Origin of the sequence: Tepidiphilus sp. J10, from assembly GCF_006980785.1 — a bacterium.
Classification (GTDB): domain Bacteria; phylum Pseudomonadota; class Gammaproteobacteria; order Burkholderiales; family Rhodocyclaceae; genus Tepidiphilus; species Tepidiphilus olei.
Genome location: NZ_SBHP01000006.1, coordinates 39,851 through 62,850 on the forward strand (window position 1 = coordinate 39,851; position 23,000 = coordinate 62,850).

The 23,000-nt window shown below is 63.1% G+C and carries 22 protein-coding genes and 1 tRNA gene; 21 read left to right on the top strand and 2 right to left on the bottom strand.

Annotated elements, in window-relative coordinates:
* Positions 1 to 28 precede the first annotated feature (28 nt).
* Together EPD81_RS08530 and EPD81_RS08535 are read right to left on the bottom strand one after the other, a co-directional pair.
* Positions 29 to 1,390 (bottom strand): HAMP domain-containing sensor histidine kinase, encoded by a 1,362-nt coding sequence (locus tag EPD81_RS08530; protein WP_142805025.1) that lies wholly within the window; start codon positions 1,388 to 1,390, stop codon positions 29 to 31.
* Entirely contained in the window at positions 1,387 to 2,115 is a 729-nt protein-coding gene (locus EPD81_RS08535; RefSeq protein WP_142805026.1) for a response regulator, read from the bottom strand. Before EPD81_RS08535 ends, EPD81_RS08530 begins: the two co-directional genes overlap by 4 nt.
* Before the next feature lie 184 nt (positions 2,116 to 2,299).
* Here EPD81_RS08535 and EPD81_RS08540 point away from each other — a divergent pair, with 184 nt between their 5' ends.
* The 21 genes from EPD81_RS08540 (at position 2,300) to nuoN (ending at position 22,999) form a co-directional block, all read left to right on the top strand.
* The gene (locus EPD81_RS08540) at positions 2,300 to 2,836 is read left to right on the top strand and encodes a Spy/CpxP family protein refolding chaperone (RefSeq protein WP_169116320.1); all 537 of its coding nucleotides are present in this window, start codon (positions 2,300 to 2,302) and stop codon (positions 2,834 to 2,836) included.
* A 150-nt stretch (positions 2,837 to 2,986) separates the two neighbouring features.
* A complete protein-coding gene (gene ftsH / locus EPD81_RS08545; RefSeq protein ID WP_142805028.1) occupies positions 2,987 to 4,906 on the top strand; it encodes an ATP-dependent zinc metalloprotease FtsH in 1,920 nt (639 codons plus the stop codon).
* Positions 4,906 to 5,751 carry a dihydropteroate synthase gene (gene folP, locus EPD81_RS08550; RefSeq protein ID WP_142805029.1) on the top strand — a complete coding sequence of 282 codons (846 nt, stop codon included), beginning with the start codon at positions 4,906 to 4,908 and terminating at the stop codon, positions 5,749 to 5,751. The genes ftsH and folP overlap by 1 nt, the downstream gene beginning before the upstream one ends.
* A gap of 57 nt (positions 5,752 to 5,808) precedes the next feature.
* On the top strand, positions 5,809 to 7,194 hold the full coding sequence (glmM, locus tag EPD81_RS08555) for a phosphoglucosamine mutase (protein WP_142805030.1): 1,386 nt from the start codon (positions 5,809 to 5,811) through the stop codon (positions 7,192 to 7,194).
* Complete coding sequence (tpiA, locus tag EPD81_RS08560; protein ID WP_142805031.1) at positions 7,191 to 7,952, top strand: triose-phosphate isomerase; 762 nt, start codon at positions 7,191 to 7,193, stop codon at positions 7,950 to 7,952. The genes glmM and tpiA overlap by 4 nt, the downstream gene beginning before the upstream one ends.
* Positions 7,953 to 7,961: 9 nt before the next feature.
* Positions 7,962 to 8,309, top strand: a complete 348-nt coding sequence (gene secG, locus EPD81_RS08565) for a preprotein translocase subunit SecG (RefSeq protein ID WP_142805032.1) — start codon at positions 7,962 to 7,964, stop codon at positions 8,307 to 8,309.
* Positions 8,310 to 8,365: 56 nt separating this feature from the next.
* Positions 8,366 to 8,450, top strand: a tRNA-Leu gene (locus tag EPD81_RS08570).
* A 160-nt stretch (positions 8,451 to 8,610) separates the two neighbouring features.
* Positions 8,611 to 8,985 carry an NADH-quinone oxidoreductase subunit A gene (locus EPD81_RS08575; protein WP_142805033.1) on the top strand — a complete coding sequence of 125 codons (375 nt, stop codon included), beginning with the start codon at positions 8,611 to 8,613 and terminating at the stop codon, positions 8,983 to 8,985.
* Positions 8,986 to 8,989: 4 nt separating this feature from the next.
* A complete protein-coding gene (locus tag EPD81_RS08580) occupies positions 8,990 to 9,466 on the top strand; it encodes an NADH-quinone oxidoreductase subunit B family protein (RefSeq protein ID WP_142805034.1) in 477 nt (158 codons plus the stop codon).
* Between the two features lie 16 nt (positions 9,467 to 9,482).
* The gene (locus EPD81_RS08585) at positions 9,483 to 10,085 is read left to right on the top strand and encodes an NADH-quinone oxidoreductase subunit C (RefSeq protein WP_142805035.1); all 603 of its coding nucleotides are present in this window, start codon (positions 9,483 to 9,485) and stop codon (positions 10,083 to 10,085) included.
* On the top strand, positions 10,078 to 11,331 hold the full coding sequence (locus EPD81_RS08590) for an NADH-quinone oxidoreductase subunit D (RefSeq protein WP_142805036.1): 1,254 nt from the start codon (positions 10,078 to 10,080) through the stop codon (positions 11,329 to 11,331). Before EPD81_RS08585 ends, EPD81_RS08590 begins: the two co-directional genes overlap by 8 nt.
* 20 nt (positions 11,332 to 11,351) lie before the next feature.
* Positions 11,352 to 11,831, top strand: coding sequence for an NADH-quinone oxidoreductase subunit NuoE (gene nuoE, locus EPD81_RS08595; RefSeq protein WP_142805037.1), 480 nt, complete (start codon positions 11,352 to 11,354; stop codon positions 11,829 to 11,831).
* A complete protein-coding gene (gene nuoF / locus EPD81_RS08600) occupies positions 11,828 to 13,147 on the top strand; it encodes an NADH-quinone oxidoreductase subunit NuoF (protein WP_185955406.1) in 1,320 nt (439 codons plus the stop codon). The genes nuoE and nuoF overlap by 4 nt, the downstream gene beginning before the upstream one ends.
* Entirely contained in the window at positions 13,141 to 15,453 is a 2,313-nt protein-coding gene (gene nuoG, locus EPD81_RS08605) for an NADH-quinone oxidoreductase subunit NuoG (protein ID WP_142805038.1), read from the top strand. Before nuoF ends, nuoG begins: the two co-directional genes overlap by 7 nt.
* Positions 15,453 to 16,502: an NADH-quinone oxidoreductase subunit NuoH gene (gene nuoH, locus EPD81_RS08610; protein ID WP_142805120.1), complete on the top strand. Its 1,050-nt coding sequence runs from the start codon at positions 15,453 to 15,455 to the stop codon at positions 16,500 to 16,502. The genes nuoG and nuoH overlap by 1 nt, the downstream gene beginning before the upstream one ends.
* 10 nt (positions 16,503 to 16,512) lie before the next feature.
* Entirely contained in the window at positions 16,513 to 16,998 is a 486-nt protein-coding gene (nuoI, locus tag EPD81_RS08615) for an NADH-quinone oxidoreductase subunit NuoI (protein ID WP_028874905.1), read from the top strand.
* Between the two features lie 19 nt (positions 16,999 to 17,017).
* Complete coding sequence (locus tag EPD81_RS08620; protein WP_142805039.1) at positions 17,018 to 17,614, top strand: NADH-quinone oxidoreductase subunit J; 597 nt, start codon at positions 17,018 to 17,020, stop codon at positions 17,612 to 17,614.
* A gap of 13 nt (positions 17,615 to 17,627) precedes the next feature.
* On the top strand, positions 17,628 to 17,933 hold the full coding sequence (gene nuoK, locus EPD81_RS08625) for an NADH-quinone oxidoreductase subunit NuoK (protein WP_142805040.1): 306 nt from the start codon (positions 17,628 to 17,630) through the stop codon (positions 17,931 to 17,933).
* Positions 17,934 to 17,947: 14 nt separating this feature from the next.
* Positions 17,948 to 19,948, top strand: a complete 2,001-nt coding sequence (gene nuoL, locus EPD81_RS08630) for an NADH-quinone oxidoreductase subunit L (protein ID WP_142805041.1) — start codon at positions 17,948 to 17,950, stop codon at positions 19,946 to 19,948.
* Positions 19,949 to 20,006: 58 nt separating this feature from the next.
* Positions 20,007 to 21,494 (top strand): NADH-quinone oxidoreductase subunit M, encoded by a 1,488-nt coding sequence (locus EPD81_RS08635; RefSeq protein ID WP_142805042.1) that lies wholly within the window; start codon positions 20,007 to 20,009, stop codon positions 21,492 to 21,494.
* 32 nt (positions 21,495 to 21,526) lie between these two features.
* Positions 21,527 to 22,999, top strand: coding sequence for an NADH-quinone oxidoreductase subunit NuoN (gene nuoN, locus EPD81_RS08640; RefSeq protein ID WP_142805043.1), 1,473 nt, complete (start codon positions 21,527 to 21,529; stop codon positions 22,997 to 22,999).
* Position 23,000 lies beyond the last annotated feature (1 nt).

Consider the following 23,000-nt stretch of genomic DNA (forward strand, 5'->3'; position numbering starts at 1 on the left):
TGCGGTTCCTCGGGAACGAACACGCTCACTATAGCGATCCGTGCCCGCCCCCGCAACCCGTCGCGGGCTCGCACGGCAGCACGAGACGGGCGCACAGACCGCCCAGTGCGGAATCCTCGAGCACGAGCGTGCCGTTCATCGCGCGGGCAAGGTTGACGGCGATCGCTAGACCCAGCCCCGTGCCGCCGGTGTCGTAATTGCGCGAAGGGTCTAGCCGAGCGAAGGGTTCTAGTACGGCGCGTCTCGATTCGCGGGGGATGCCTGGGCCATCGTCCTCGATGGTGAACTCGTAGGTTCGCTCCGCCGAGGGGCGCAAGGTGAGTCGCACGCGAGTGCCGTAGCGTGAGGCATTGTCGAGCAGATTCGAGAGGATGCGCCCGAGTGCTGCTGGGTCGACCGTTGCCGACAAGGGGGGAGCAGGCAGAATGGTTTCGATCTCCACGCCGCTTTCACGGTAGAGGGCGACAAGATCGGTAACGAATTCGTTGAGATCGACCTCCTGGTATTCGAGATGGGGGGTGAGGCTTCGGGCATAGTCGAGGCTGAGGTCGATGAGCTTTTGCATGTCCGCCAAATCGCGCTCGATCCCGTTGCGGATCTCGTCCTCGGGCAGAACCTCCACGCGCAGGCGTATGCGCGCCAGTGGTGTGCGCAGGTCGTGTGCGATACCGGCGAGCAGGGCGGTGCGGGCGGCGAGCAGCTGCTCGATGCGTTCCCGTAGGGCGTTGAGGGTGCGGGCAGTGAGTACGACTTCGTAGGGGCCGTGTTCGGGCAGTGGAGTGGCTGACGCCTGAGGGGTGGCAAAGGTCTCGAGCGCGCCGATGAGCCGCTCCAGCGGGGAAGTGACCCGGCGCAAGGCCCACAGCGTGATGAGCCAGGTCCCGATCCCGGCGAGTGCGAGCGCGGTGACGATGCGCCAGGGCAGGTTGGGTTGCGGCCGATGGAGTTGAGGTGGGAGCAAAGCGCTCAAAGGAGTGCCGTCTTCGAGGATGACGGTGGCTCCGCGGCGGGATCCGGCCTCGGTTTCGATTTCCCAGAAAGAGAGGTCTTCCAGCGAAAAGAAATTGGCGAGCGTTTCATGCCATACCGGCGGCAGGGGGAGTGGCCGAGCTCGTGGTGGAGGCGCGGCCGGAGCGACGATCAAGGGGGCGAATTCCCAATATTGAGCGGCCATGGGCCGCTCGCTCCAGGGCAGAGCTTCCATGACTGCAACGGCGCGCGCCAGTGCTTGGGCGGCGTCGCGTTGCAGACGCACTTCCGCGCTCGCCCGGCTTTGGTAGGCGAGCAAGGCCAGCGTCAGGGCAAAGAGGGCGACGACGGCGGCGCTGACCACCCAGGCGAGTCGGGTGCGCAAGCGTCGGCCGAAAGACAGCAGAGGAATCAGGCTCATTCGATCGATTCGACCGGAGCGGCGAGCACGTAGCCTTGGCCGCGCACCGAGCGGATGGCCCGCGGTACCTGAGGGTCGGACTCGAGTTTGGCGCGCAGGCGGCTGACGGCGATGTCGATGGCACGGTCGAACACGTCGGCGCCGCGCCCACGCGTGGCGCGCATGAGATAGTCGCGGGTGAGCACTTCGTTGGGGTGCTGTACGAAGAGCGACAGCAGGGCAAACTCGCTCCCGGTGAGCGGCTGGACCGTGCCATCCGGTAGGGTGAGGGTTCGTGCCACGGTGTCGAATTCGACCGGCCCGATGCGCCAGCGCCTGGGTGCGAGCGATGGCTGGGTGCCGGGGCTGCGCGTGCGTCGCAGGATCGCCTTGATGCGCGCCTCGAGCTCGCGGGGAAGAAAGGGCTTGGTGAGATAGTCGTCGGCACCGATCTCGAGCCCAAAGACACGGTCGAACTCGTCGTTGCGCGCGGTGAGCATCAGTACGGGGACTGCTCGGGTGCGTGGATTGGCCCGCAGTCGGCGCAGCACGCTGGGCCCGTCTTCACCGGGCAGCATCCAGTCGAGCACGATGAGATCGGGCAGGCGCTGTGCCAAGAGCCCATCGAGTGCCGCAGCGTCGGCTACCGCTTCGACCGAAAAACCGCGTCGTCGCAAATCTTCGCCGAGCAAGCGGCGAAACTCATGGTCGTCATCGACCAGGATGAGGTGAGAGGTCGACTCCATTGGGGGCTTCGTATGTAACATCGAGTGCATTATGGCGCACTTCACTCCAAAGGAAAAAGATACGATCGTCGGCGATAACAAACGTTACACGCCGAAACGCTGATGAGGCGCGAGGACGGCGGCTGCGTGCTCTAATGAACATGTCCGCAAGGGACGCAACGCAATGATGAATGAGGAGAAAACGATGATGGATGCTCGGATGAGGAAAAACGGTCTGACTCGCCGCTGGCGGCACGGCCTCGTCGCTCTGGCACTGATCGGGGTCGCGGGGGCCGGATTCGCACAGCAGCCGGCGCCAGCCCCCAGGGGGGGCGCTCCGATGGGGCCCGATGCCGGCCCGGCGGTACGCCCGCAGATGACGCCGGAGCAATGGCGCGAACGCATGCAGCAGCGCCACGACGCCGAAGTAAAGCGCCTGGAGGGGTTGCTGAATCTTCGCCCGGAGCAGCGTGCCGCCTGGGAGGAACTCCTCGCCGTTTGGAGTGCGCACCGGGAGCAGTTCTTCTCCTATCGCTGGGAGCAAAGCCAGCGCCCCGTGACGGCTTTGGGGAGGCTACAGGAGCGCGAAGAGCGCTTGGCGGCCCATCTCGAAGCGGTACGCAGCCTGCGCGAGGCGGTGCAAAAGTTTTACCTCCAGCTCGACGATACGCAGCGCGACGTGTTCGATCGGGAATTCATGCGCTGGGGTAAAGGGAAAGGAGGGGATCCGCGGCCGCGCTGAGCGTCTCGCCGGGACGATCGCGGCGCGTGATTGCCTGGTCACGTCGCCGCGATCGTTTTTTTCGATCGTCTTTCCTCTTGGCGCACGGAACAAACGCCTCTAGAATGGGCTCTGAAGCAACACTGGTAGCATCATCTAGGAGTTCGTCCCTTGAACAACGTCGTCAAAAATCTCGCGATCTGGATCGTCATCGGCATGGTGTTGATGACGGTGTTCAACCAGTTCAACGATCAGCGCCCTGTTTCCGCCAATACCATGGAATATTCCCAATTCATGGAAGAGGCGAAGTCCGGTCGCATCACCAAGGCCGTCATCGATGGGCGCGTCGTCAAGGCACTCACCGTGGACGGACGCCAGATAACCGTCTATACCCCTGGGGTTCAGGACATATGGATGGTGTCCGACCTGATGCAGGCGGGAGTGCGCATCTCTGCGACCAAACCCGATGAAGGGCCTTCGCTGCTCACCAACATCCTCATTTCGTGGTTCCCCATGCTGCTGCTCATCGGGGTGTGGATTTTCTTCATGCGCCAGATGCAGGGCGGCGGCAAGGGTGGGGCGTTCTCCTTCGGTAAGTCGCGGGCGCGCTTGCTCGACGAGTCGAGCAACACGGTGACGTTCGCCGACGTTGCCGGTTGTGACGAAGCCAAGGAAGAGGTGCAGGAGCTCGTCGATTTCCTGCGCGATCCCACCAAGTTCCAGAAACTCGGCGGGCGCATTCCCAAGGGCGTGCTGATGGTGGGCCCTCCGGGTACGGGCAAGACGCTGCTCGCCAAAGCGATCGCCGGCGAGGCCAAGGTGCCCTTCTTCAGCATCTCCGGTTCGGATTTCGTCGAGATGTTCGTCGGCGTGGGGGCGGCGCGGGTGCGCGACATGTTCGAACAGGCGAAAAAACACGCCCCCTGCATCATCTTCATCGACGAGATCGACGCCGTGGGCCGCCAGCGCGGTGCTGGGCTCGGCGGGGGCAACGACGAGCGCGAGCAGACGCTCAACCAGCTGCTCGTCGAAATGGACGGGTTCGAGGGTGCGAGCGGCATCATCGTGATCGCCGCCACCAACCGTCCCGACGTGCTCGATCCCGCGCTGCTACGCCCGGGGCGCTTCGACCGGCAGGTGGTGGTGTCGTTGCCCGACGTACGTGGCCGCGAGCAGATCCTCAAGGTGCACATGCGCAAAGTTCCGATCGCACCCGATGTAGACCCCTCCATCCTCGCTCGTGGCACGCCGGGATTTTCGGGTGCGGATCTCGCCAACTTGGTCAATGAGGCGGCGCTCTTTGCCGCGCGCAGCAACAAACGCCTCGTCGACATGGACGACTTCGAGCGAGCCAAGGACAAAATCATGATGGGGGCCGAACGGCGCTCGCTCATCATGTCCGAGGAAGAACGGCGCAACACGGCCTATCACGAAGCCGGGCACGCCGTGGTGGCCAAGCTCCTCGACAAGACCGACCCGGTGCACAAGGTCACCATCATCCCGCGCGGCCGCGCTCTGGGCGTGACCATGCAGCTGCCCGAGGGGGATCGCTACAGCCAGGACAAGGAGCGTTTGCTGCAGATGATCGCCGTGCTCTTCGGCGGGCGTATCTGCGAAGAAATCTTCATGCACCAGATGACCACCGGAGCCTCCAACGACTTCCAGCGCGCCACCGACATCGCCCGCAAGATGGTCACGCAGTGGGGCATGTCCGACGCGCTCGGTCCGATGGTCTATGGAGAGGAAGAAGGCGAGATCTTCCTGGGACGTTCGGTGACCACCCACCGCAACGTTTCCGAGGCCACGATGCAGAAAGTCGACGCCGAGATCCGGCGCATCATCGACGAGCAATATGCGCTTGCGCGGCGCCTCATCGAAGAGAACCGCGACAAGGTCGAGGCGCTCGCCCAGGCCCTTCTGGAATATGAAACGCTGGATGCCGAGCAGATCGACGACATCATGGCCGGTCGCCCGCCTCGTCCCCCCAAGGATCGGGGTGACATGGGCGCCTCTCCACGCGGTGGCGCGTCTGGTCCAGCGAGCGAGCCCAAGCCCGGAGCGGCGCCTGATTCGCCCGAACCGGTGGTGTGATGCGGTGGCTGCAGGCGGGGCGCTTTCGGCTCGATCTCTCCGAGCCGAAAGTGATGGGCATCGTCAATCTCACCGAGGATTCCTTCTCCGGCGACGGGCTCGGCGCGCAGCGCGATCGGGCGCTGCGCCAGGCTGACGCCTTCATCGCGGCTGGGGTCGATCTGCTCGATTTCGGCGCGGAATCGACGCGCCCCGGGGCCGAACCCGTGCCGGCCGAGCAGGAGCTCGAGCGCTTGCTGCCGGTGCTGGAAGCCCTGAAAGGGGCGCCGGTGCCGCTGTCGGTCGACACCATGAAACCCGAAGTGATGCGCGAGGTGCTGCGCGTGGGGGCCGATCTCATCAACGACGTGGCCGGATTCCGCCTGCCCGGCGCCATCGAGGCGGTGGCCGCCAGCGACTGCGCCTTGTGCGTCATGCACATGAAAGGCGAGCCGCGCACCATGCAGCACTCTCCCGTCTATACGGACGTGCTCGCCGAGGTCGAGGAATTCCTCGAAGAACGAACCGCGGCGCTGCAGGCGGCGGGCGTGGCGCGCGAACGCATCCTTTGGGACCCGGGGTTTGGTTTTGGCAAGACGCTGGAGCACAACGCGGCGCTCTTTCGCGCCCTGCCGCGCTTGGCGGCACGCCAGCCGCTCCTGGTGGGGGTGTCGCGCAAAACCATGATCGGCCAGATCACGGGCCGGCCCGTGGGCGAGCGGCTCGCCGGCAGCCTCACGGCCGCCGTGCTCGCCTGGGTTCATGGCGCTGCCATCGTGCGCGTACACGACGTGGCCGCCACGGTCGATGCCCGCGAAATCCTGCGCGCACTCGGCCCCTCTTCTGGCGACGCAACGACGGTCTGAGCCTTTTCCCCTGATTTCGTGCGACAATTCGCACCCTGCGCAGCATAGGGTCTAAGAATGGGTCGTTATTTCGGTACCGACGGGATTCGCGCGCGCGTCGGCGAGCCGCTGATGTCGCCGGAGTTCGTCCTCAAGCTCGGGCATGCCGCCGGGCGGGTGCTCGCGCGTCACGCGCACGGTGGCGCCAAGCGGGCGGCGGTACTCATCGGCAAGGATACGCGCATCTCCGGCTACATGATCGAGTCGGCGCTCGAGGCCGGTTTGTCGGCGGCCGGCGTCGACGTGGTGCTGTGTGGCCCCTTGCCCACGCCTGGGGTGGCTTATCTCACCCGCGCCTTGCGCTTGGAGGCAGGAATCGTGGTGAGTGCCTCGCACAATCCCTATCCCGACAACGGCATCAAGTTTTTCGGCCCGAATGGCGAGAAACTGTCCGATGAATTGGAGGCCGAGATCGAAGCGACGGTCGAATCGCCTTTCGTTTGCCGCGAAGCGCACGAGCTGGGACGTGCCAGGCGCTTGGACGATGCCGCGGGGCGCTACATCGAATTCTGCAAGAGTACTTTCCCCGCTTCGATGTCGCTCGATGGGCTGCGTCTGGTACTGGATTGCGCCCACGGCGCAGCCTATCAGGTCGCGCCGGCGGTGTTTCACGAACTCGGCGCGGAGGTGGTGGCACTCGCCAACCAGCCCAACGGATTCAACATCAACGAGGGCGTCGGGGCGACGCATCCCGAATACCTGCAGGCCATGGTACGAGCGCACCGTGCCGACTTGGGCATCGCCTTCGACGGCGATGGCGATCGGGTGATCATGGCCGACGCCGAAGCGCGCCTCTACGATGGCGATGCGCTCCTCTACGTGATCGTGCGCGATCGTGTGCTGGCAGGGCAGCGCCTCGGCGGAGTGGTCGGTACGCTGATGTCGAACCTGGGGCTGGAGCACGCCGTGCACAGGCTCGGGGTGCGATTCGAGCGCACCAAGGTAGGCGATCGCTACGTCGCGGAGGCGCTGCGCGAGCGCGGGTGGGAGTACGGCGGCGAGAGTTCTGGGCATTTGCTGTGCCTCGGCGTACATACCACGGGCGACGGTATCATCAGCGCCTTGCAGGTCTTGGCCGCTTTGCGCCGCCGCGGGGAGACCCTGGCGCAAGCCTGCGCCGACCTCGTGCGCTACCCCCAGGTGCTGCGCAATGTCTCTGTACCGCGCGGCTATGACTGGAAGGACCATCCCGGGGTGCTCGCCGCTTGCCGCGCCGCCGAGGCCGACCTGGCCGCGCAAGGGCGCATCCTGTTGCGCCCCTCGGGAACCGAGCCGTTGTTGCGCGTCATGGTGGAAGGGCGCGATGCCTCGCTCGTACAGCGTTGGGCCGATGCGCTTGCAGCGGCGATCGAGTCGTCGCTCGCCACGGAAAGCGCATCGATGCACTCGGGGGGTAATCCATGAAGAAAATCGTACTCGGCAACTGGAAGTCGGTCGGTGATACGGCCAGTAACGTCGTGCTGCTCACTGCGCTCGCCCAGCATGCTCCTGCTGCCGGCGTGGAACTCGGTGTATGCGTCCCTTATCCGTATCTGCCCCAGGCGAAAGCGATACTGGAAGGCACGGAGATCGGCTGGGGGGCGCAGAACGTCAGTCCGTTTGGTGCCGGCGCCTACACGGGCGAGGTCCACGCAGGAATGCTCGCCGAATTCGGCTGCCGGTATGCCCTCGTCGGGCATTCGGAACGGCGTCAGTATTTCGGTGAGACGGATGAGCTGATTGCTGGTAAAATCGATCGTTTGTTGGCAGCCAACGTCCGGCCCGTCGTCTGCGTCGGCGAGACGCTCGCCGAACGTGAGTCTGGCGCTTGGCGCGAGATGCTCGAGGGGCAGGTGAGGGCGCTCGTCACTCGGCTCGGAGTCGATAAATGCGCCCGCGCCTGGTTTGCGTACGAACCGGTCTGGGCGATCGGCACCGGGCGCAGTGCTGAGCCACGGGACATCGCCGAGGCGCATGCGTTTTTGCGCCGGCAGCTGGTGGCGTTGGGTGTGCCGCAGCGCGATCTCGTGCTTCTCTATGGCGGCAGCGTCAAGGCGGACAATGCTCAGAGTATTTTCGCCGTTCCGGGGTGCGACGGCGTGCTCGTCGGTGCGGCCTCCCGTGTCGTCGGAGAATTCGCTGCCATCGCAGCGGCGGCCGCGCGTGCGGTGCAAGGAAGTTAGGAGAAGAGAATGTCGGGAGTCTGGTTTTCGGTCATATTGACGGTCCATGTCTTGATTGCGGTCGCCTTGATCGCTTTGGTGCTGCTCCAGCGGGGGAAAGGGGCCGACGCAGGGGCTGCCTTCGGAGGCGGCTCTTCGGCCAGTCTCTTCGGGGCGAGCGGCGGGGCGAATTTCCTCAGCCGTACCACCGCGGTGCTCGCAACGCTGTTTTTCTTGACGAGCTTGGCTTTGACGTATTTGGCCAGTCAGCGCCTCGAGCAAGGCAGCGGCAGCGTCATGGAGGCGGCGCCGGTCGAAGCGCTGCCGCAACCGAGTGCTCCCGTGCCCGGTTCTCAAGCACCGGCCGTGCCACAATAAAGAAGAGCCGCTTGCAAAAAATCGTCTCTTTGCGTTATAATTTACGAATTACGCAAGCCGACGTGGTGGAATTGGTAGACACGCCATCTTGAGGGGGTGGTGGCGCAAGCCGTGTGAGTTCGAGTCTCACCGTCGGCACCAGAAAGCAGCTGAAAAATCGCTGCTTTTTTTTCGTCGAATCTATGATAAATAAATAACTACGACGGCACCAGGTTCTTGTTCGTCCGAGTCCTGAATCGCGAGATTTTTTGCGCTATGATGGACCAGTGTTCCGGGCGGATTGGGCAGCCGAGAGGTGATCATGGTCGAGAATTATTTCCCGGTATTCGTGTTTCTCGTCGTTGCGCTGCTCTTTAGCATGGCGCCTCTCCTTCTCGGGCGTTTGCTCGGACCGAGTCGTCCTGATCCGGAAAAACTTTCGCCTTACGAGTGCGGTTTCGAGCCGTTCGAGGATGCGCGCATCCGCTTCGACGTGCGCTATTACCTCATCGCGATCCTCTTCATCCTGTTCGACCTGGAAATCGCTTTCCTCTTCCCTTGGGCGGTGGTCTTCAAAGACATGATCGCCGAGGGGGCACACGCGTTCTATGTGTTTGGCACCGTCATGGTTTTCCTTGCGGTGCTGGTGATCGGCTACATCGTCGAGTGGAAGAACGGCGCACTCGACTGGGAGTGAAACGATGAGCATCGAAGGCGTCATGCGCGAGGGGTTTCTCACCACTTCGCTCGACACGGTCCTCAACTGGACCCGCACCGGTTCGCTGTGGCCCATGACGTTTGGTCTGGCCTGCTGCGCCGTCGAGATGATCCACGCCGGCTGCTCGCGCTACGATCTCGACCGCTTCGGCGTCGTCTTCCGTCCCAGCCCGCGCCAGTCCGACGTGATGATCGTCGCCGGCACGCTGTGCAACAAGATGGCCCCGGCACTGCGTAAGGTGTACGATCAAATGCCCGAGCCGCGCTGGGTGATCTCCATGGGTTCCTGCGCCAACGGCGGGGGCTACTACCATTATTCGTACTCGGTGGTGCGCGGCTGTGACCGCATCGTTCCCGTCGATATCTACGTGCCGGGTTGTCCGCCTACCGCCGAGGCCCTGCTCTACGGCATCATCCAGCTGCAGAACAAGATCAAGCGCACATCGACCATCGCGCGTTGAGCCCCGGAGACCCAGCATGAGTCGCATCGAACGTTTGGCGCAAACGCTACAGGAGGTGCTCGGCGACAAAGCGCTCGAGGTGCTCCTCGACCGCGGCGAGGTGACCTTGCGCGTGAGCGTTGTCGACTATCCCCTCGTGGCCCAGTTGCTGCGGGATCATCCCGAGCTGGCTTTCGAGCAGCTCATCGACCTCTCGGGGCTGGATTATTCCACCTATGGTAATCGCCCGTGGCCTGGTCATCGCTACGCCGTGGCCGTTCATTTGCTCTCCTTGCAGCACAACGTGCGTCTGCGCGTCAAGGTCTTCGCCGAAGACGACGAGTTTCCTCTGATTCCGTCCGTGATCGAGGTCTGGCCCAGTGTCGACTGGTATGAGCGCGAGGCCTTCGACCTCTTCGGCATTCTCTTCGATGGACATCCCGATCTGCGGCGCATCCTCACGGATTATGGCTTCGTGGGTCATCCGCTGCGTAAAGACTTCCCGGTGAGCGGCCACGTCGAAATGCGCTACGATCCCCATCTACGCCGCGTGATCTACCAACCCGTCACGATCGAGCCGCGCGTCAATGCGCCACGCATCGTGCGTGAAGCCCATTACGGGGACGTCGACCATGGCTGAGATTCGCAACTACACCATCAACTTCGGCCCGCAGCACCCTTCCGCGCATGGCGTGCTGCGGCTCATCCTCGAGCTCGACGGGGAAGTCGTCGCTCGTGCCGATCCGCACATCGGGCTGCTGCACCGTGGTACGGAAAAGCTCGCCGAGACACGCACTTGGGTGCAATCGGTCCCCTACATGGATCGGCTCGACTACGTCTCGATGATGTGCAATGAGCATGCATACTGCATGGCCATCGAGCGGCTGCTGGGTATCGAGGTGCCAATCCGCGCCCAGTACATCCGGGTGATGTTCGACGAGATCACGCGCATCCTCAATCACCTGCTCAACATTGGCACGCACGCGCTCGACATCGGCGCCATGACCATGGTGCTCTACACTTTCCGTGAGCGTGAGGATCTCATGGATGCGTACGAAGCGGTCTCCGGTGCGCGCATTCATGCTGCCTATTACCGACCGGGCGGCGTCTATCGCGACCTGCCCGATCAGATGCCGAAGTATCAGGTGAGCAAAGTCAAGGACGAGAAGCGCGTACGCGAGCTCAACCGCAACCGCGAAGGGTCGCTGCTCGATTTCCTGGAAGATTTCACCGAGCGTTTTCCCAAATACCTCGACGATTACCATGAGCTGCTCACCGACAACCGCATCTGGAAGCAGCGCACCGTTGGGATCGGCGTGGTCTCGCCCGAGCAGGCGCTCGCCTGGGGCTTCACCGGCCCTATGTTGCGTGGCTCCGGTGTGGCTTGGGATCTGCGCAAGAAGCAGCCCTACGAGGTCTACGACCAGCTCGAATTCGACATCCCCGTGGGCACCAATGGCGACTGCTACGATCGCTACTTGGTGCGCATGGAAGAGATGCGCCAGTCGAACCGCATCATCAAGCAGTGCATCGACTGGCTGCGCAAGAACCCCGGTCCGGTGATCACCGACAACCACAAGGTCGCGCCGCCACCACGAGCCAGGATGAAAGAAGGGATGGAGGAACTCATCCATCACTTCAAGCTGATGACCGAGGGGATTCACGTACCGCCGGGTGAAGTCTATGCGGCGGTCGAGCATCCCAAAGGCGAATTCGGCGTCTATGCCGTCTCCGACGGCGCCAACAAACCTTACCGTGTCAAGCTGCGCGCGCCGGGCTTCGCGCATCTCTCGGCGATGGATCGCATGGCGCGGGGGCATCTCGTCGCCGACGTGGTGGCGATCATCGGGACCATGGACATCGTCTTCGGCGAGATCGACCGCTGAGACGGGGAGAACGCACGACCATGCTGAGTCAAGACTCGCTCGCAAAAATCGATCGTGAAATCGCCAAATACCCCGAAGGCCAGAAACGCTCGGCGGTGATGGCGGCGCTGCGCATCGCGCAGGAGGAGAAGGGGTGGCTCGCCCCGGAGACGATCGAATTCGTCGCCGGCTATCTCGCGATCCCGCCGGTGGCCGCCTATGAAGTGGCCAGCTTCTACAACATGTACGATCTCGAGCCGGTGGGCAAGCACAAGATCACCGTGTGCACCAACCTGCCGTGCGCGCTCTCGGGCGGGGTCCATGCCGCCGAATATCTCAAGGAAAAACTCGGCATCGATTTCGGCGAGACCACGCCCGACGGCCTCTTCACGCTCAAGGAAGGGGAGTGCATGGGGGCCTGCGGTGACGCACCCGTGATGCTCGTCAACAACCACCACATGTGCAGCTGGATGACGAAGGAAAAAATCGACCAGCTCATCGAGCAGCTGAGGGCCAAATGAGCGCGCAAGGACTGATCCTCAAGGGACTCGACGGCGACCGCACGTGGCGGCTCAAAGATTACGAGGCGCGCGGCGGCTATTCGGCCCTGCGCCGTCTCCTCACGGACAAAGTGCCGCCGGAGCAGGTGATCCAGGAAGTCAAGGCTTCCGGTTTGCGCGGTCGTGGCGGCGCCGGCTTTCCCACCGGGCTGAAATGGAGCTTCATGCCACGGCAGTTCCCCGGCGAGAAGTACGTCGTCTGTAACTCCGACGAGGGCGAGCCGGGTACTTTCAAAGATCGCGACATCCTGCGCTACAACCCGCACGCCGTCATCGAGGGCATGATCATCGCGGGTTACGCCATGGGGTGCCGACGCGGGTACAACTACATCCACGGCGAAATCTTCGAAGTCTATTTGCGCTTCGAAGAAGCGCTCGAAGAAGCCCGCGCCGCCGGCTACCTCGGCGAGAACATCCTCGGCAGCGATTTCTCCTTCGATCTCTACGCCCATCACGGCTACGGCGCCTACATCTGCGGCGAGGAGACGGCGCTGCTCGAATCGATCGAAGGCAAGAAAGGGCAGCCGCGCTTCAAGCCGCCTTTTCCGGCGAGCTTCGGCCTCTACGGCAAGCCCACCACGATCAACAACACCGAGACCTTCGCCTCCGTCCCCTTCATCCTGCAGATGGGCGGCGAGGCTTTTCTCAAGCTGGGCAAGCCCAACAACGGCGGCACGAAGATCTTCTCGGTGTCCGGCCACGTCAATCGTCCCGGTAACTACGAGGTGCCTCTGGGGACGCCGTTCGCCGAACTGCTGGAGATGGCCGGCGGCGTGCGCGGTGGTCGCAAGCTCAAGGCGGTGATTCCAGGGGGGTCTTCGGCCCCGGTGTTGCCTGCCGAGATCATGATGCAGTGCACGATGGATTACGATTCCATTTCCAAGGCCGGTTCCATGCTCGGTTCGGGCGCGGTGATCGTGATGGACGAGACCACCTGCATGGTCAAGGCCCTGGAGCGCCTCTCCTACTTCTATTTCGAAGAATCCTGCGGGCAATGCACCCCTTGTCGTGAGGGCACCGGTTGGCTCTACCGCGTCGTGCATCGCATCGAGCACGGGCAGGGGCGGCCCGAAGATCTCGCGCTGCTCGAGTCGGTCACCGGCAACATCATGGGGCGTACCATCTGTGCCCTGGGGGATGCCGCTTCGATGCCGGTGCAGAGCTTCATCAAGCACTTCCGCAGCGAATTCGAGCATCACATCGAGCACAAGCAGTGTCTGGTGCCGCCCGAAGTGCAGCGGGCGGGAAGTGAAATCTACGTGGGGCCGTCATGCTAGAACTCGAAATCGACGGGAAGCCGGTCCAGGTCGACGACGGCAGCACCGTGATGGATGCGGCAAAGAAGCTGGGGATCTACATCCCGCACTTCTGCTATCACAAGAAACTGTCGATCGCCGCCAACTGCCGCATGTGCCTGGTTCAAGTGGAAAAGGCACCCAAGCCGCTGCCGGCTTGCGCCACGCCTGCCACCAACGGCATGAAGGTGTATACGCACTCGCCGGCGGCGGTGAAGGCGCAGAAAGGGGTGATGGAGTTTCTCCTCATCAATCACCCTCTCGACTGCCCGATCTGCGACCAGGGGGGGGAGTGTCAGCTGCAGGATCTGGCCGTCGGCTATGGTCAGAGCGCCTCGCGCTACGACGAAGAAAAGCGCGTGGTGCACGAAAAAGACCTCGGGCCCCTGGTGCAGACGTTCATGACGCGCTGCATCAACTGTACCCGCTGCGTACGTTTCCTCGACGAGATCGGTGGCTACCAGGAAATGGGGCAGGCGTTCCGCGGCGAGCGGGCCGAGATCATGCCCTTCCTCGGGCGCACGATCGACTCCGAGCTCTCGGGCAACATCATCGACCTCTGCCCGGTCGGGGCGCTCACGTCCAAGCCCTTCCTCTACCGGGCGCGTACCTGGGAACTCACCCGTCGCCGCTCGGTGAGCCCGCACGACGGTTTCGGTTCCAACCTGATCGTGCAGTCGCGCCACGACGTGGTCAAGCGGGTGTTGCCGCTCGATACCGAAGCGATCAACGAATGCTGGCTCTCCGACCGCGACCGTTTCGCCTATCCCGGGCTCGAGGCTTCCGATCGGCTCACGAGCCCGCTCGTCAAACGCGACGGCCAATGGGTGGAAGTCGATTGGGCGACGGCGCTCGAAGTGGCGGTCAATCGCCTCAAGAGCGTCATCGACGAGGAGGGGGCACGGCAGGTGGCCTTCCTTGCACACCCCATGGCCACCGTCGAGGAGCTCCATCTGCTCAAGCGCCTCGGTGAGGCTCTGGGGGTGGGGCTGGTCGATGCACGTCCCGATCGGCTGGATGCCAGAGCCGATGCCGCCCGCGGCGCTGTCGCCTGGCTCGGCATGGAGTATGCCGACGTCGCGGCGCTCGATCGCCTCTTCGTGATCGGTTCCGCCTTGCGCCAGGAACTGCCGCTCCTCGCGCACCGCGTGCGCCAGGCGGCCAAACGCGGGCTCAAGGTGGCTGCGCTCGATTTCGTCGCCGACGACTGGCGCCTGCCGGTCGCGCCGCGGCTCGTGGCCAAACCCAGTGAATTCGTCGCCCGCCTTGCTGCCGTGGTGCGTGCCGCGGCCGAAGCGAAAGGTGTGGCGGTGCCGAGCGCAGCCGGAGAGGCTGCTGCGCCCAATGAAGCGGAACGGGCGATCGCTCGGCAGCTGCTCTCGGGTGAGCGGCGAGCGATCTGGCTCGGGGCGCTCGCCCTGGCGCATCCGGATGCGGCAGCGATCGAGTCCCTTGCCACGGAATTGGCCCAGATTTCCGGCGCGACGCTCGGCTGGTTGCCGGCCGGGGCGAATGCCGTCGGGGCGCAGCTGGTGGGGGCGATCGGCGCCGAGACGGCACTCGCTTCGCTCGCGCAGCCGCGCTCGGCCTACCTGTTGCTGCACCTGGAGCCGGAAGACTTTGCCGACGAGATGGCAGCCCAGGCGGCTTTCGAGCGTGCCCGCACGGTGGTGGCCCTCACGTCCTATGCCGGAGAGGCGTTACGTGCCCGTGCCGACGTGCTGCTGCCGGTGGCGCCCTTCACCGAGACGTCCGGCACCTTCGTCAATCTCGCAGGCATGGCGCAGTCCTTCACCGCCGTGGTGCGCCCCAAAGGGGAGACCCGCCCGGGGTGGAAAGTGCTGCGCGCGCTCGGTGCGATGCTCGAGCTCCAAGGGTTCGCCCAGCAGAGCTCGGAGGAAGTGAAGGCCGAGGCCCTTCCCTCGGGCTGGCAGACGCGTCTCGCGCGCACGGGGGTCTCCGGTTTCTGTGCGGCAACGTGGCCTTCCGGCGAAGGTGTGGAGCGTATCCCGCTCGTGCATCCTTACGCGCGCGATCCGATCGTGCGCCGTTCCCCGCCGTTGCAGCAGACGGCGGAAGCGCGCCGTCTGCGCATGGCGCGTCTGCATCCGGATACGGCTCGGGCGCTGAACGTGGCCAAAGGGGATCGGATCGGTGTGGGAATGGGGTGTGTGGCCGAGGCGGCACTCGATGTCGGGGTGCCGCCGGGCGCCGTGTTGCTTGCCTGTGACGAGACGTTTGCCCGGGCAGGGCATCCATGGGCGGTGCTGACTGTGGAGCGTGCATGATGGAAGCGACGTGGCAAACTCTCGCGACGTGGTTCGGCCCGACTTGGCCGGCGGTTTGGGTGCTATTGAAGATCATCGCCCTCCTCATCCCCTTGATGCTGGCGGTGGCGTACCTGACCTTTGCCGAGCGCAAAGTCATCGGCTACATGCAGGTGCGCATCGGTCCGAACCGTGTCGGCCCCAAGGGGTGGTTGCAACCGATCGCCGACGCCTTGAAGCTCCTTTTCAAGGAAGTGATTTTCCCGACCCAGGCGAACAAAGGGCTGTACGTGATCGGTCCGATCATGGCGCTCACACCGGCCCTGCTCGCCTGGGTGGCGATTCCTTTCGGCGAGAACACGTGGATCGCCAACCTCAACGCGGGTGTCCTCTTCGTCTTGGCCGTTACGTCGTTGGAAGTCTACGGGGTGATCATCGCAGGCTGGGCCTCGAACTCCAAATATCCGTTTCTCGGAGCGATGCGTGCCTCGGCCCAGATGGTTTCCTACGAAGTGGCGATGGGGTTCGGCCTGATCTCGGTGCTGCTCGTGGCTGGTAGCCTCAATTTCATCGATATCGTGCATTCACAGGCTCAGGGTCGGTTCGCCGAGATGGGCCTGGGGTTCCTGTCCTGGAACTGGCTGCCGCTCTTGCCGCTCGCGGTGGTGTATTTCATCTCGGGCGTGGCCGAGACCAACCGTGCACCCTTCGACGTGGTCGAGGGTGAATCCGAGATCGTGGCCGGGCACATGGTGGAGTATTCGGGGATGGCGTTCGCGCTCTTCTTCCTCGCCGAATACGCCAACATGATCCTGGTTTCTTTCCTCACCTCGATCTTCTTCTTCGGCGGCTGGCTTTCCCCGGTGGGATTCCTGCCTGACGGCCTGCACTGGCTGCTCATCAAGGCGGCGGTGTTCCTCTTCCTCTTTCTGTGGTTCCGCGCCACCTTCCCGCGGTTCCGTTATGACCATATCATGCGTCTGGGGTGGAAGATCTTCGTCCCGATCACCTTGATCTGGCTGTTCGTGGTGACGGTGTGGCTGCTCTCGCCACTGTCGATCTGGCGCTGAGGAGAATACGATGGGCGCGCACAACCTGATCGGAACCTTGTTCCTCAAAGAGCTCTTCAAAGGGCTCGCCGTGACCGGGCGGCACTTTTTCGCCCGCAAGATCACGGTGCAATATCCCGAAGAGCGCACGCCGCAGAGTCCTCGTTTTCGCGGGTTGCACGCGCTGCGTCGCTATCCCAACGGCGAAGAGCGCTGCATCGCCTGTAAGCTGTGCGAGGCGATCTGTCCGGCCATGGCCATCACCATCGAGGCCGAGCCGCGTGCCGATGGCTCGCGCCGTACCACGCGCTACGACATCGACCTGACCAAGTGCATCTTCTGCGGCTTTTGTGAGGAGGCCTGCCCCGTGGATGCCATCGTCGAGACGCGGGTGTTCGAGTACCACGGGGAGCAGCGCGGCGATCTCTATTACACCAAGCAGATGCTGCTGGCAGTGGGCGACAAGTACGAAGCGCAGATCGCTGCCGATCGTGCGGCCGACGCGAAGTATCGTTGAGCCGGGAAAAGGACAGGCCATGGAATTCCAAACCGTCGTTTTTTATCTCTTTGGCGCGATCGCGGTAGCCGCAGCCCTAGGGGTGATTCTGGTGCGTAATCCGGTGCATGCCGCCCTGTGCCTGGTGCTCGTTTTCTTCTCTTCCGCGGCGATCTGGCTCTTGCTCGAGGCAGAATTCCTGGCCATCACCTTGGTGCTCGTCTATGTGGGCGCCGTGATGGTGCTCTTCCTCTTCGTCGTGATGATGCTCGACATCAACGTCGATCGTTTGCGCGAGGGATTCTGGTCCAACCTACCGCTGGGTTTGTTGGTGGCGGCGGTGCTGGTAGTCGAGATGCTGCTCGTGCTCACGGGAGATGTCTTCCGCCAGGCTTCCTCTCCACCCGCCTTGCCAACCGATGCGAGCAATACCGAATCGATCGGTCGAGTGCTCTACACCCTCTATTCCTATCCCTTCGAGCTGGCGGCGATGATCCTGCTCGTGGCGATGGTGGCTGCGGTGAGCCTGACGCTGCGCAAGCGCAAGGACGTGCGTTATCTCGATCCGGCCGAACAGGTGAAGGTGAAAGCAGCCGATCGGTTGCGGGTGATCTCCATGCCCGCAGAAAAAGAGTGAGCGGGGAGACATTATGCTGACTTTGTCCCATTATCTGGTGTTCGGCGCCATCCTGTTCGCGATCAGCGTGGTCGGAATTTTCCTCAACCGCAAGAACCTGATCGTGTTGTTGATGGCCATCGAGTTGATGCTGCTGGCGGTGAATACGAATTTCGTGGCTTTTTCCCGCTACCTGGGAGACATCCATGGACAGATCTTCGTCTTCTTCATCCTGACGGTGGCGGCGGCCGAGGCCGCGATCGGGCTGGCGATCCTGGTGGTGCTGTTCCGCAACCGCCGCTCCATCCACGTCGATGACCTCGACCAACTGAAGGGTTGATTGCGATGAGCGCGATGAACGAAATGAAAACGCTCTATCTCCTGGTCCCGTTCGCGCCGCTGGTGGGTTCCATCGTGGCGGGGCTCTTCGGTCGCTGGGTGGGGCGCCGTGGGGCGCATACGGTCACCATCCTCGGTGTGCTCGTGTCCTTCCTCGCCTCGATCGCGATCTATTTCGACGTGCAGGCGGGTAACACGTTCAACGGGCCGCTCTATGTCTGGGGTACGAGCGATGGGCTCTCCTTCCAGGTGGGATTCCTCATCGACCCGCTCACGGTGATGATGATGCTCGTGGTCACTTTCGTGTCGCTGATGGTGCATATCTACACCATCGGCTACATGGCCGATGATCCGGGCTATACGCGCTTTTTCAGCTACATCTCGCTCTTTACCTTCTCGATGCTGATGTTGGTGATGGCCAACAACTTCCTGCAGCTCTTCTTCGGCTGGGAAGCGGTGGGCTTGGTGTCGTACTTGTTGATCGGTTTCTGGTACACGCGTCCTAGTGCCATCTACGCCAATCTCAAGGCCTTCTTGGTCAATCGCGTCGGCGACTTCGGCTTCCTCTTGGGTATCGGTCTGGTGGCGGCCTATGCGGGTTCTCTCGATTATGTCGAAGTATTTGCCAAGGCCGAGCATCTGGCGGGGCTCACCGAGACGGTCACCGGTTGGCCGCTCGTGACCGCCATCTGTATCGCGCTCTTCGTCGGCGCCATGGGCAAATCGGCCCAGGTCCCCTTGCACGTGTGGCTGCCGGATTCGATGGAAGGTCCGACGCCGATCTCGGCGCTCATCCACGCCGCGACCATGGTCACGGCCGGTATCTTCATGGTGGCGCGTATGTCGCCGCTCTTCGAGCTCTCCGACACCGCGCTCTCCTTCGTGCTGATCATCGGCGCCACGACCGCGCTCTTCATGGGTTTTCTCGGGATCGTGCAGAACGACATCAAGCGCGTGGTGGCCTATTCGACCCTGTCGCAGCTCGGTTACATGACGGTGGCGCTGGGCGCGTCGGCCTATTCGGCGGCGGTGTTCCACCTCATGACGCACGCATTCTTCAAGGCGCTGCTCTTCCTCGCCGCCGGTTCGGTCATCATCGGCATGCACCACGACCAGGACATGCGGAACATGGGGGGCTTGCGCAAGTACATGCCCATCACCTGGATCACGGCGCTCATCGGCTCGCTCGCGCTCATCGGCACGCCCTTCTTCTCCGGGTTCTACTCCAAAGACACCATCATCGAGGCGGTGGCCGAGGCGAACGTCTTCGGCGCGGGGTACGCCTATTTCTGCGTGCTCGCCGGCGTCTTCGTCACGGCGTTCTACACCTTCCGCATGTATTTCCTCGTCTTCCACGGCAAGGAGCGTTTCGGGAAGGCGCACCATGGGCACGAGGCGCATGGTCACGACGAGCATCATGGGCTGGCGCCGGGCGAGAAACCGCATGAATCCCCTGCCGTGGTGACGGTGCCGCTGGTGCTCTTGGCCATTCCCTCGGTGGTGATCGGCTACTTCACGATCGAGCCCATGCTCTACGGCGGTTGGTTCGGTGACGCGATTCAGGTGCTCGCCGAGAAACACCCGGCCATGGAGAAACTCGCCGAGGAATTCCACGGGCCTCTGGCGATGGCTTTGCACGGTTTCACCACGGCACCGTTCTGGCTCGCGCTCGCCGGAGTCGTGTTCGCTTGGTTCTGCTACCTGGTACGTCCACAGGTGCCGGAATTCTTCGCGCGCACGTTCCGCCCGATCTACGTGCTGCTGGAGAACAAGTACTATTTCGACCGATTCAACGAGGTGGTCTTCGCCGGCGGGGCGCGGTTGCTCGGGCGTTTCCTCTGGCAGATCGGCGATCGCACCATCATCGACGGAGCCGTGGTCAATGGCTCGGCCTCCATGGTGGGTGAGATCGCTGCTGCGGCGCGCACCTTGCAGTCCGGGCGGCTCTACCACTACGCCTTCGCGATGATCGTCGGCATGGTAGTGTTGCTCTGGTTCATCTACGGCGGACATTGAGGCGGGATCAGGTCCCGATTTTTACGATACCAAGACGACGCGCACACGGAAGAGCGATATGGCGGGAATTCCTTTATTGAGTTTGGCGATCTGGATTCCGATCCTCGGGGGGCTGCTGGTGCTGGCGGTGGGAGGGAACGACCGCAACGCGCCTTTGGCGCGGGTGACGAGTCTCTTCGCGGCGGCGCTCGGCTTCGCGGTGACGCTTCCCTTGTGGTTCCAGTTCGATGCGGGCACTTCGGCGCTGCAGTTCGTCGAGATCCGCGACTGGATTCCCCGCTATTCAGTGCGCTATCACCTCGGCGTGGATGGCATCTCGATGCCTTTCGTGCTGCTCAATTCCTTCATCACGCTCATCGTCGTGATCGCCGGCTGGCAGGTGATCCAGGAGCGGGTGGCGCAGTACATGGCCGCCTTCCTCATCATGTCCGGCATCATCAACGGCATTTTCTCGGCGATGGATGCCGTGCTCTTCTACGTCTTCTTCGAGGCTTCCCTCATTCCGCTGTATCTCATCATCGGCATCTGGGGCGGACCGAACCGGGTCTACGCGGCGATCAAGTTCTTCCTTTATACGCTCGCCGGCTCGCTTCTGATGCTGGTGGCGTTGCTCTATCTCTTCTACGCCTCCAACGGCAGTTTCGAGATCCTCGACTGGCACCGGCTGCCGCTCGATCTGCGCACGCAGCAGCTGCTCTTCCTGGCGTTCCTCGTGGCCTTTGCCGTCAAGGTGCCGATGTGGCCGGTGCACACCTGGTTGCCGGATGCGCACGTCGAAGCGCCCACCGGTGGCTCGGTGGTGCTGGCGGCGATCGCGTTGAAACTCGGGGCTTATGGTTTCCTGCGCTTTTCCCTGCCGATCGCGCCGGATGCCTCCATGAGCTTCCAGTGGCTGATGGTGACCCTGTCCCTGATCGCTGTGGTCTACATCGGCTTCGTCGCCCTGGTGCAGGAGGACATGAAGAAACTCGTGGCCTACTCCTCCATCGCGCACATGGGATTCGTCACCTTGGGCTTTTTCCTGTTCAACCGGCTTGGGGTGGAAGGAGCCATCGTGCAGATGATCTCGCATGGGTTCGTATCGGGGGCGATGTTCCTGTGCATCGGCGTCCTCTACGATCGGATGCACTCTCGGCGCATCGCCGACTACGGCGGGGTGGTGAACGTCATGCCCAAGTTCGCGGCCTTCTTCCTGCTCTTCGCCATGGCCAACTCGGGTCTGCCGGCGACCAGCGGTTTCGTCGGGGAATTCATGGTGGCGCTCGCCGCGGTGAAGACCAACTTCTGGATCGGCTTCGTGGCCGCCACCACGCTCATCCTCGGCGCGGCCTACTCGCTGTGGATGTACAAGCGCGTCGTCTTCGGTCCGGTGGCCAATGACCGCGTCGCGGCGCTCGACGACATCGGGGCGCGCGAATTTTGGATGCTGGCGGTGCTCGCGTTCTTCGTGTTGCTGCTGGGGGTGTATCCGGCGCCGCTCTTGGACGTGATGCACGCCTCCGTCGATGAACTGCTGCGGCACGTGGCCGCCGGCAAACTGCACTGAGTCAAGCCCTCTACGCTGGGACGGGATAGAACATGGAATTCGAACGACCGGACTTCTCCTTGGCAGCTGCCGAGATCTTCGTGGCGGTGATGGCGCTCGTCGTCATGGTGACGGGGACTTTCCTGCGCCGCATCAGCCGGGAGCTCGGCTATGCGCTGGCGCAGCTCACCGTCATCGGCGCTGCCTTCATCACGGTCTTTTCGGTCGACGACCCGACGGTGCGCTACACCTTCGGCACGATGTACGTTTCGGACTGGCTCGGCCAGGTGCTCAAGCTCTTCATCTACCTGTCGGTGTTCGCCTCGCTTCTCTACGGACGGCTCTACCTCATCGAACGGCGGCTGGAGAAAGCGGAGTATTATGTGTTGATGCTGCTGTCGATGCTGGGAGCGATGATCCTGGTGTCGGCCAACAACCTGCTCGTCCTCTATCTCGGCCTGGAGATGATGACGCTGGCGCTCTACGCTCTGGTTGCTTTCGACCGGGACAATGGTTTGCGTTCCGAGGCGGCGATCAAGTATTTCGTTCTGGGGGCGATCTCCTCGGGACTGCTCCTCTACGGTATGTCGATGATCTATGGCGCCACTGGCTCGCTCGATCTGGGCGTGGTGGGCCAGGCGGTGTCCCTGGGGGCAGGCGATGAGCTGGTGTTCAAGTTCGGTCTCGCCTTCCTCGTGGCCGGCATCGCCTTCAAGTTCGGCGTGGTGCCCTTCCACATGTGGGTGGCCGACGTCTATCACGGTGCTCCGACGCCGGTGACGCTGCTCATCTCGTCGGCGCCCAAGCTGGCAGCCTTTGCCCTGGCGGTGCGATTGCTCGTTGGTGGTTTTTTCGGTCTGGCCGAGACCTGGCAACCCATGCTGATGCTGCTCGCGGTGGCCTCTATCGTGCTCGGCAACCTCGCGGCGATCGCCCAGAGCAACATCAAGCGCATGCTCGCCTACTCGGGCATCTCCCACATGGGGTTCGTGCTGCTTGGCTTGCTCGCCGGCGTCACCGATGGCGGTCATCAACAGGTCTTCAATGCCTATAGCTCGGCGCTCTTCTACGCCGTGTCCTACGCACTCATGAGCCTGGCGAGCTTCGGCATGGTGTTGTTGCTCGCACGTACCGGGTTCGAGGCCGAGCACATCGACGACTTCAAGGGGCTCAACCGCCGTAGTCCCTGGTTCGCGGCGATGATGATGCTCGTCATGTTCTCCATGGCCGGCATCCCCTTTTTCCTCGGCTTTTTCGCCAAGTTCGCCGTGCTCGAAGCGGTGGTCAGCGCGGGGCATACCTGGCTCGCCGTGCTCGCCGTGATCATGTCGGTGATCGGTGCATACTACTACCTACGGGTGGTCAAAGTGATGTACTTCGATGAGCCGATGGATCGCACGGCGCTCATCGCCTCCAGCGAGACGCGCGTGCTGCTCTCGGCCAATGCCCTGACGCTGGCGGTGGCGGGACTCATGCCGCAGGGGTTGATGGCGGTGTGTGGCTACGCCGTGCTCACGTCCTTCTGAG

Coding starts and splice junctions, on each gene's coding strand:
- nuoE (WP_142805037.1), top strand. CDS start 11,352: ATGCTGAGTCAAGACTCGCTCGCAAAAATCGATCGTGAAATCGCCAAA.
- nuoL (WP_142805041.1), top strand. CDS start 17,948: ATGAACGAAATGAAAACGCTCTATCTCCTGGTCCCGTTCGCGCCGCTG.
- EPD81_RS08635 (WP_142805042.1), top strand. CDS start 20,007: ATGGCGGGAATTCCTTTATTGAGTTTGGCGATCTGGATTCCGATCCTC.
- EPD81_RS08590 (WP_142805036.1), top strand. CDS start 10,078: ATGGCTGAGATTCGCAACTACACCATCAACTTCGGCCCGCAGCACCCT.
- nuoK (WP_142805040.1), top strand. CDS start 17,628: ATGCTGACTTTGTCCCATTATCTGGTGTTCGGCGCCATCCTGTTCGCG.
- folP (WP_142805029.1), top strand. CDS start 4,906: ATGCGGTGGCTGCAGGCGGGGCGCTTTCGGCTCGATCTCTCCGAGCCG.
- nuoI (WP_028874905.1), top strand. CDS start 16,513: ATGGGCGCGCACAACCTGATCGGAACCTTGTTCCTCAAAGAGCTCTTC.
- nuoN (WP_142805043.1), top strand. CDS start 21,527: ATGGAATTCGAACGACCGGACTTCTCCTTGGCAGCTGCCGAGATCTTC.
- nuoG (WP_142805038.1), top strand. CDS start 13,141: ATGCTAGAACTCGAAATCGACGGGAAGCCGGTCCAGGTCGACGACGGC.
- glmM (WP_142805030.1), top strand. CDS start 5,809: ATGGGTCGTTATTTCGGTACCGACGGGATTCGCGCGCGCGTCGGCGAG.
- nuoF (WP_185955406.1), top strand. CDS start 11,828: ATGAGCGCGCAAGGACTGATCCTCAAGGGACTCGACGGCGACCGCACG.
- tpiA (WP_142805031.1), top strand. CDS start 7,191: ATGAAGAAAATCGTACTCGGCAACTGGAAGTCGGTCGGTGATACGGCC.
- EPD81_RS08535 (WP_142805026.1), bottom strand. CDS start 2,115: ATGGAGTCGACCTCTCACCTCATCCTGGTCGATGACGACCATGAGTTT.
- EPD81_RS08530 (WP_142805025.1), bottom strand. CDS start 1,390: ATGAGCCTGATTCCTCTGCTGTCTTTCGGCCGACGCTTGCGCACCCGA.
- nuoH (WP_142805120.1), top strand. CDS start 15,453: ATGGAAGCGACGTGGCAAACTCTCGCGACGTGGTTCGGCCCGACTTGG.
- EPD81_RS08575 (WP_142805033.1), top strand. CDS start 8,611: ATGGTCGAGAATTATTTCCCGGTATTCGTGTTTCTCGTCGTTGCGCTG.
- EPD81_RS08580 (WP_142805034.1), top strand. CDS start 8,990: ATGAGCATCGAAGGCGTCATGCGCGAGGGGTTTCTCACCACTTCGCTC.
- secG (WP_142805032.1), top strand. CDS start 7,962: ATGTCGGGAGTCTGGTTTTCGGTCATATTGACGGTCCATGTCTTGATT.
- EPD81_RS08540 (WP_169116320.1), top strand. CDS start 2,300: ATGATGGATGCTCGGATGAGGAAAAACGGTCTGACTCGCCGCTGGCGG.
- EPD81_RS08620 (WP_142805039.1), top strand. CDS start 17,018: ATGGAATTCCAAACCGTCGTTTTTTATCTCTTTGGCGCGATCGCGGTA.
- EPD81_RS08585 (WP_142805035.1), top strand. CDS start 9,483: ATGAGTCGCATCGAACGTTTGGCGCAAACGCTACAGGAGGTGCTCGGC.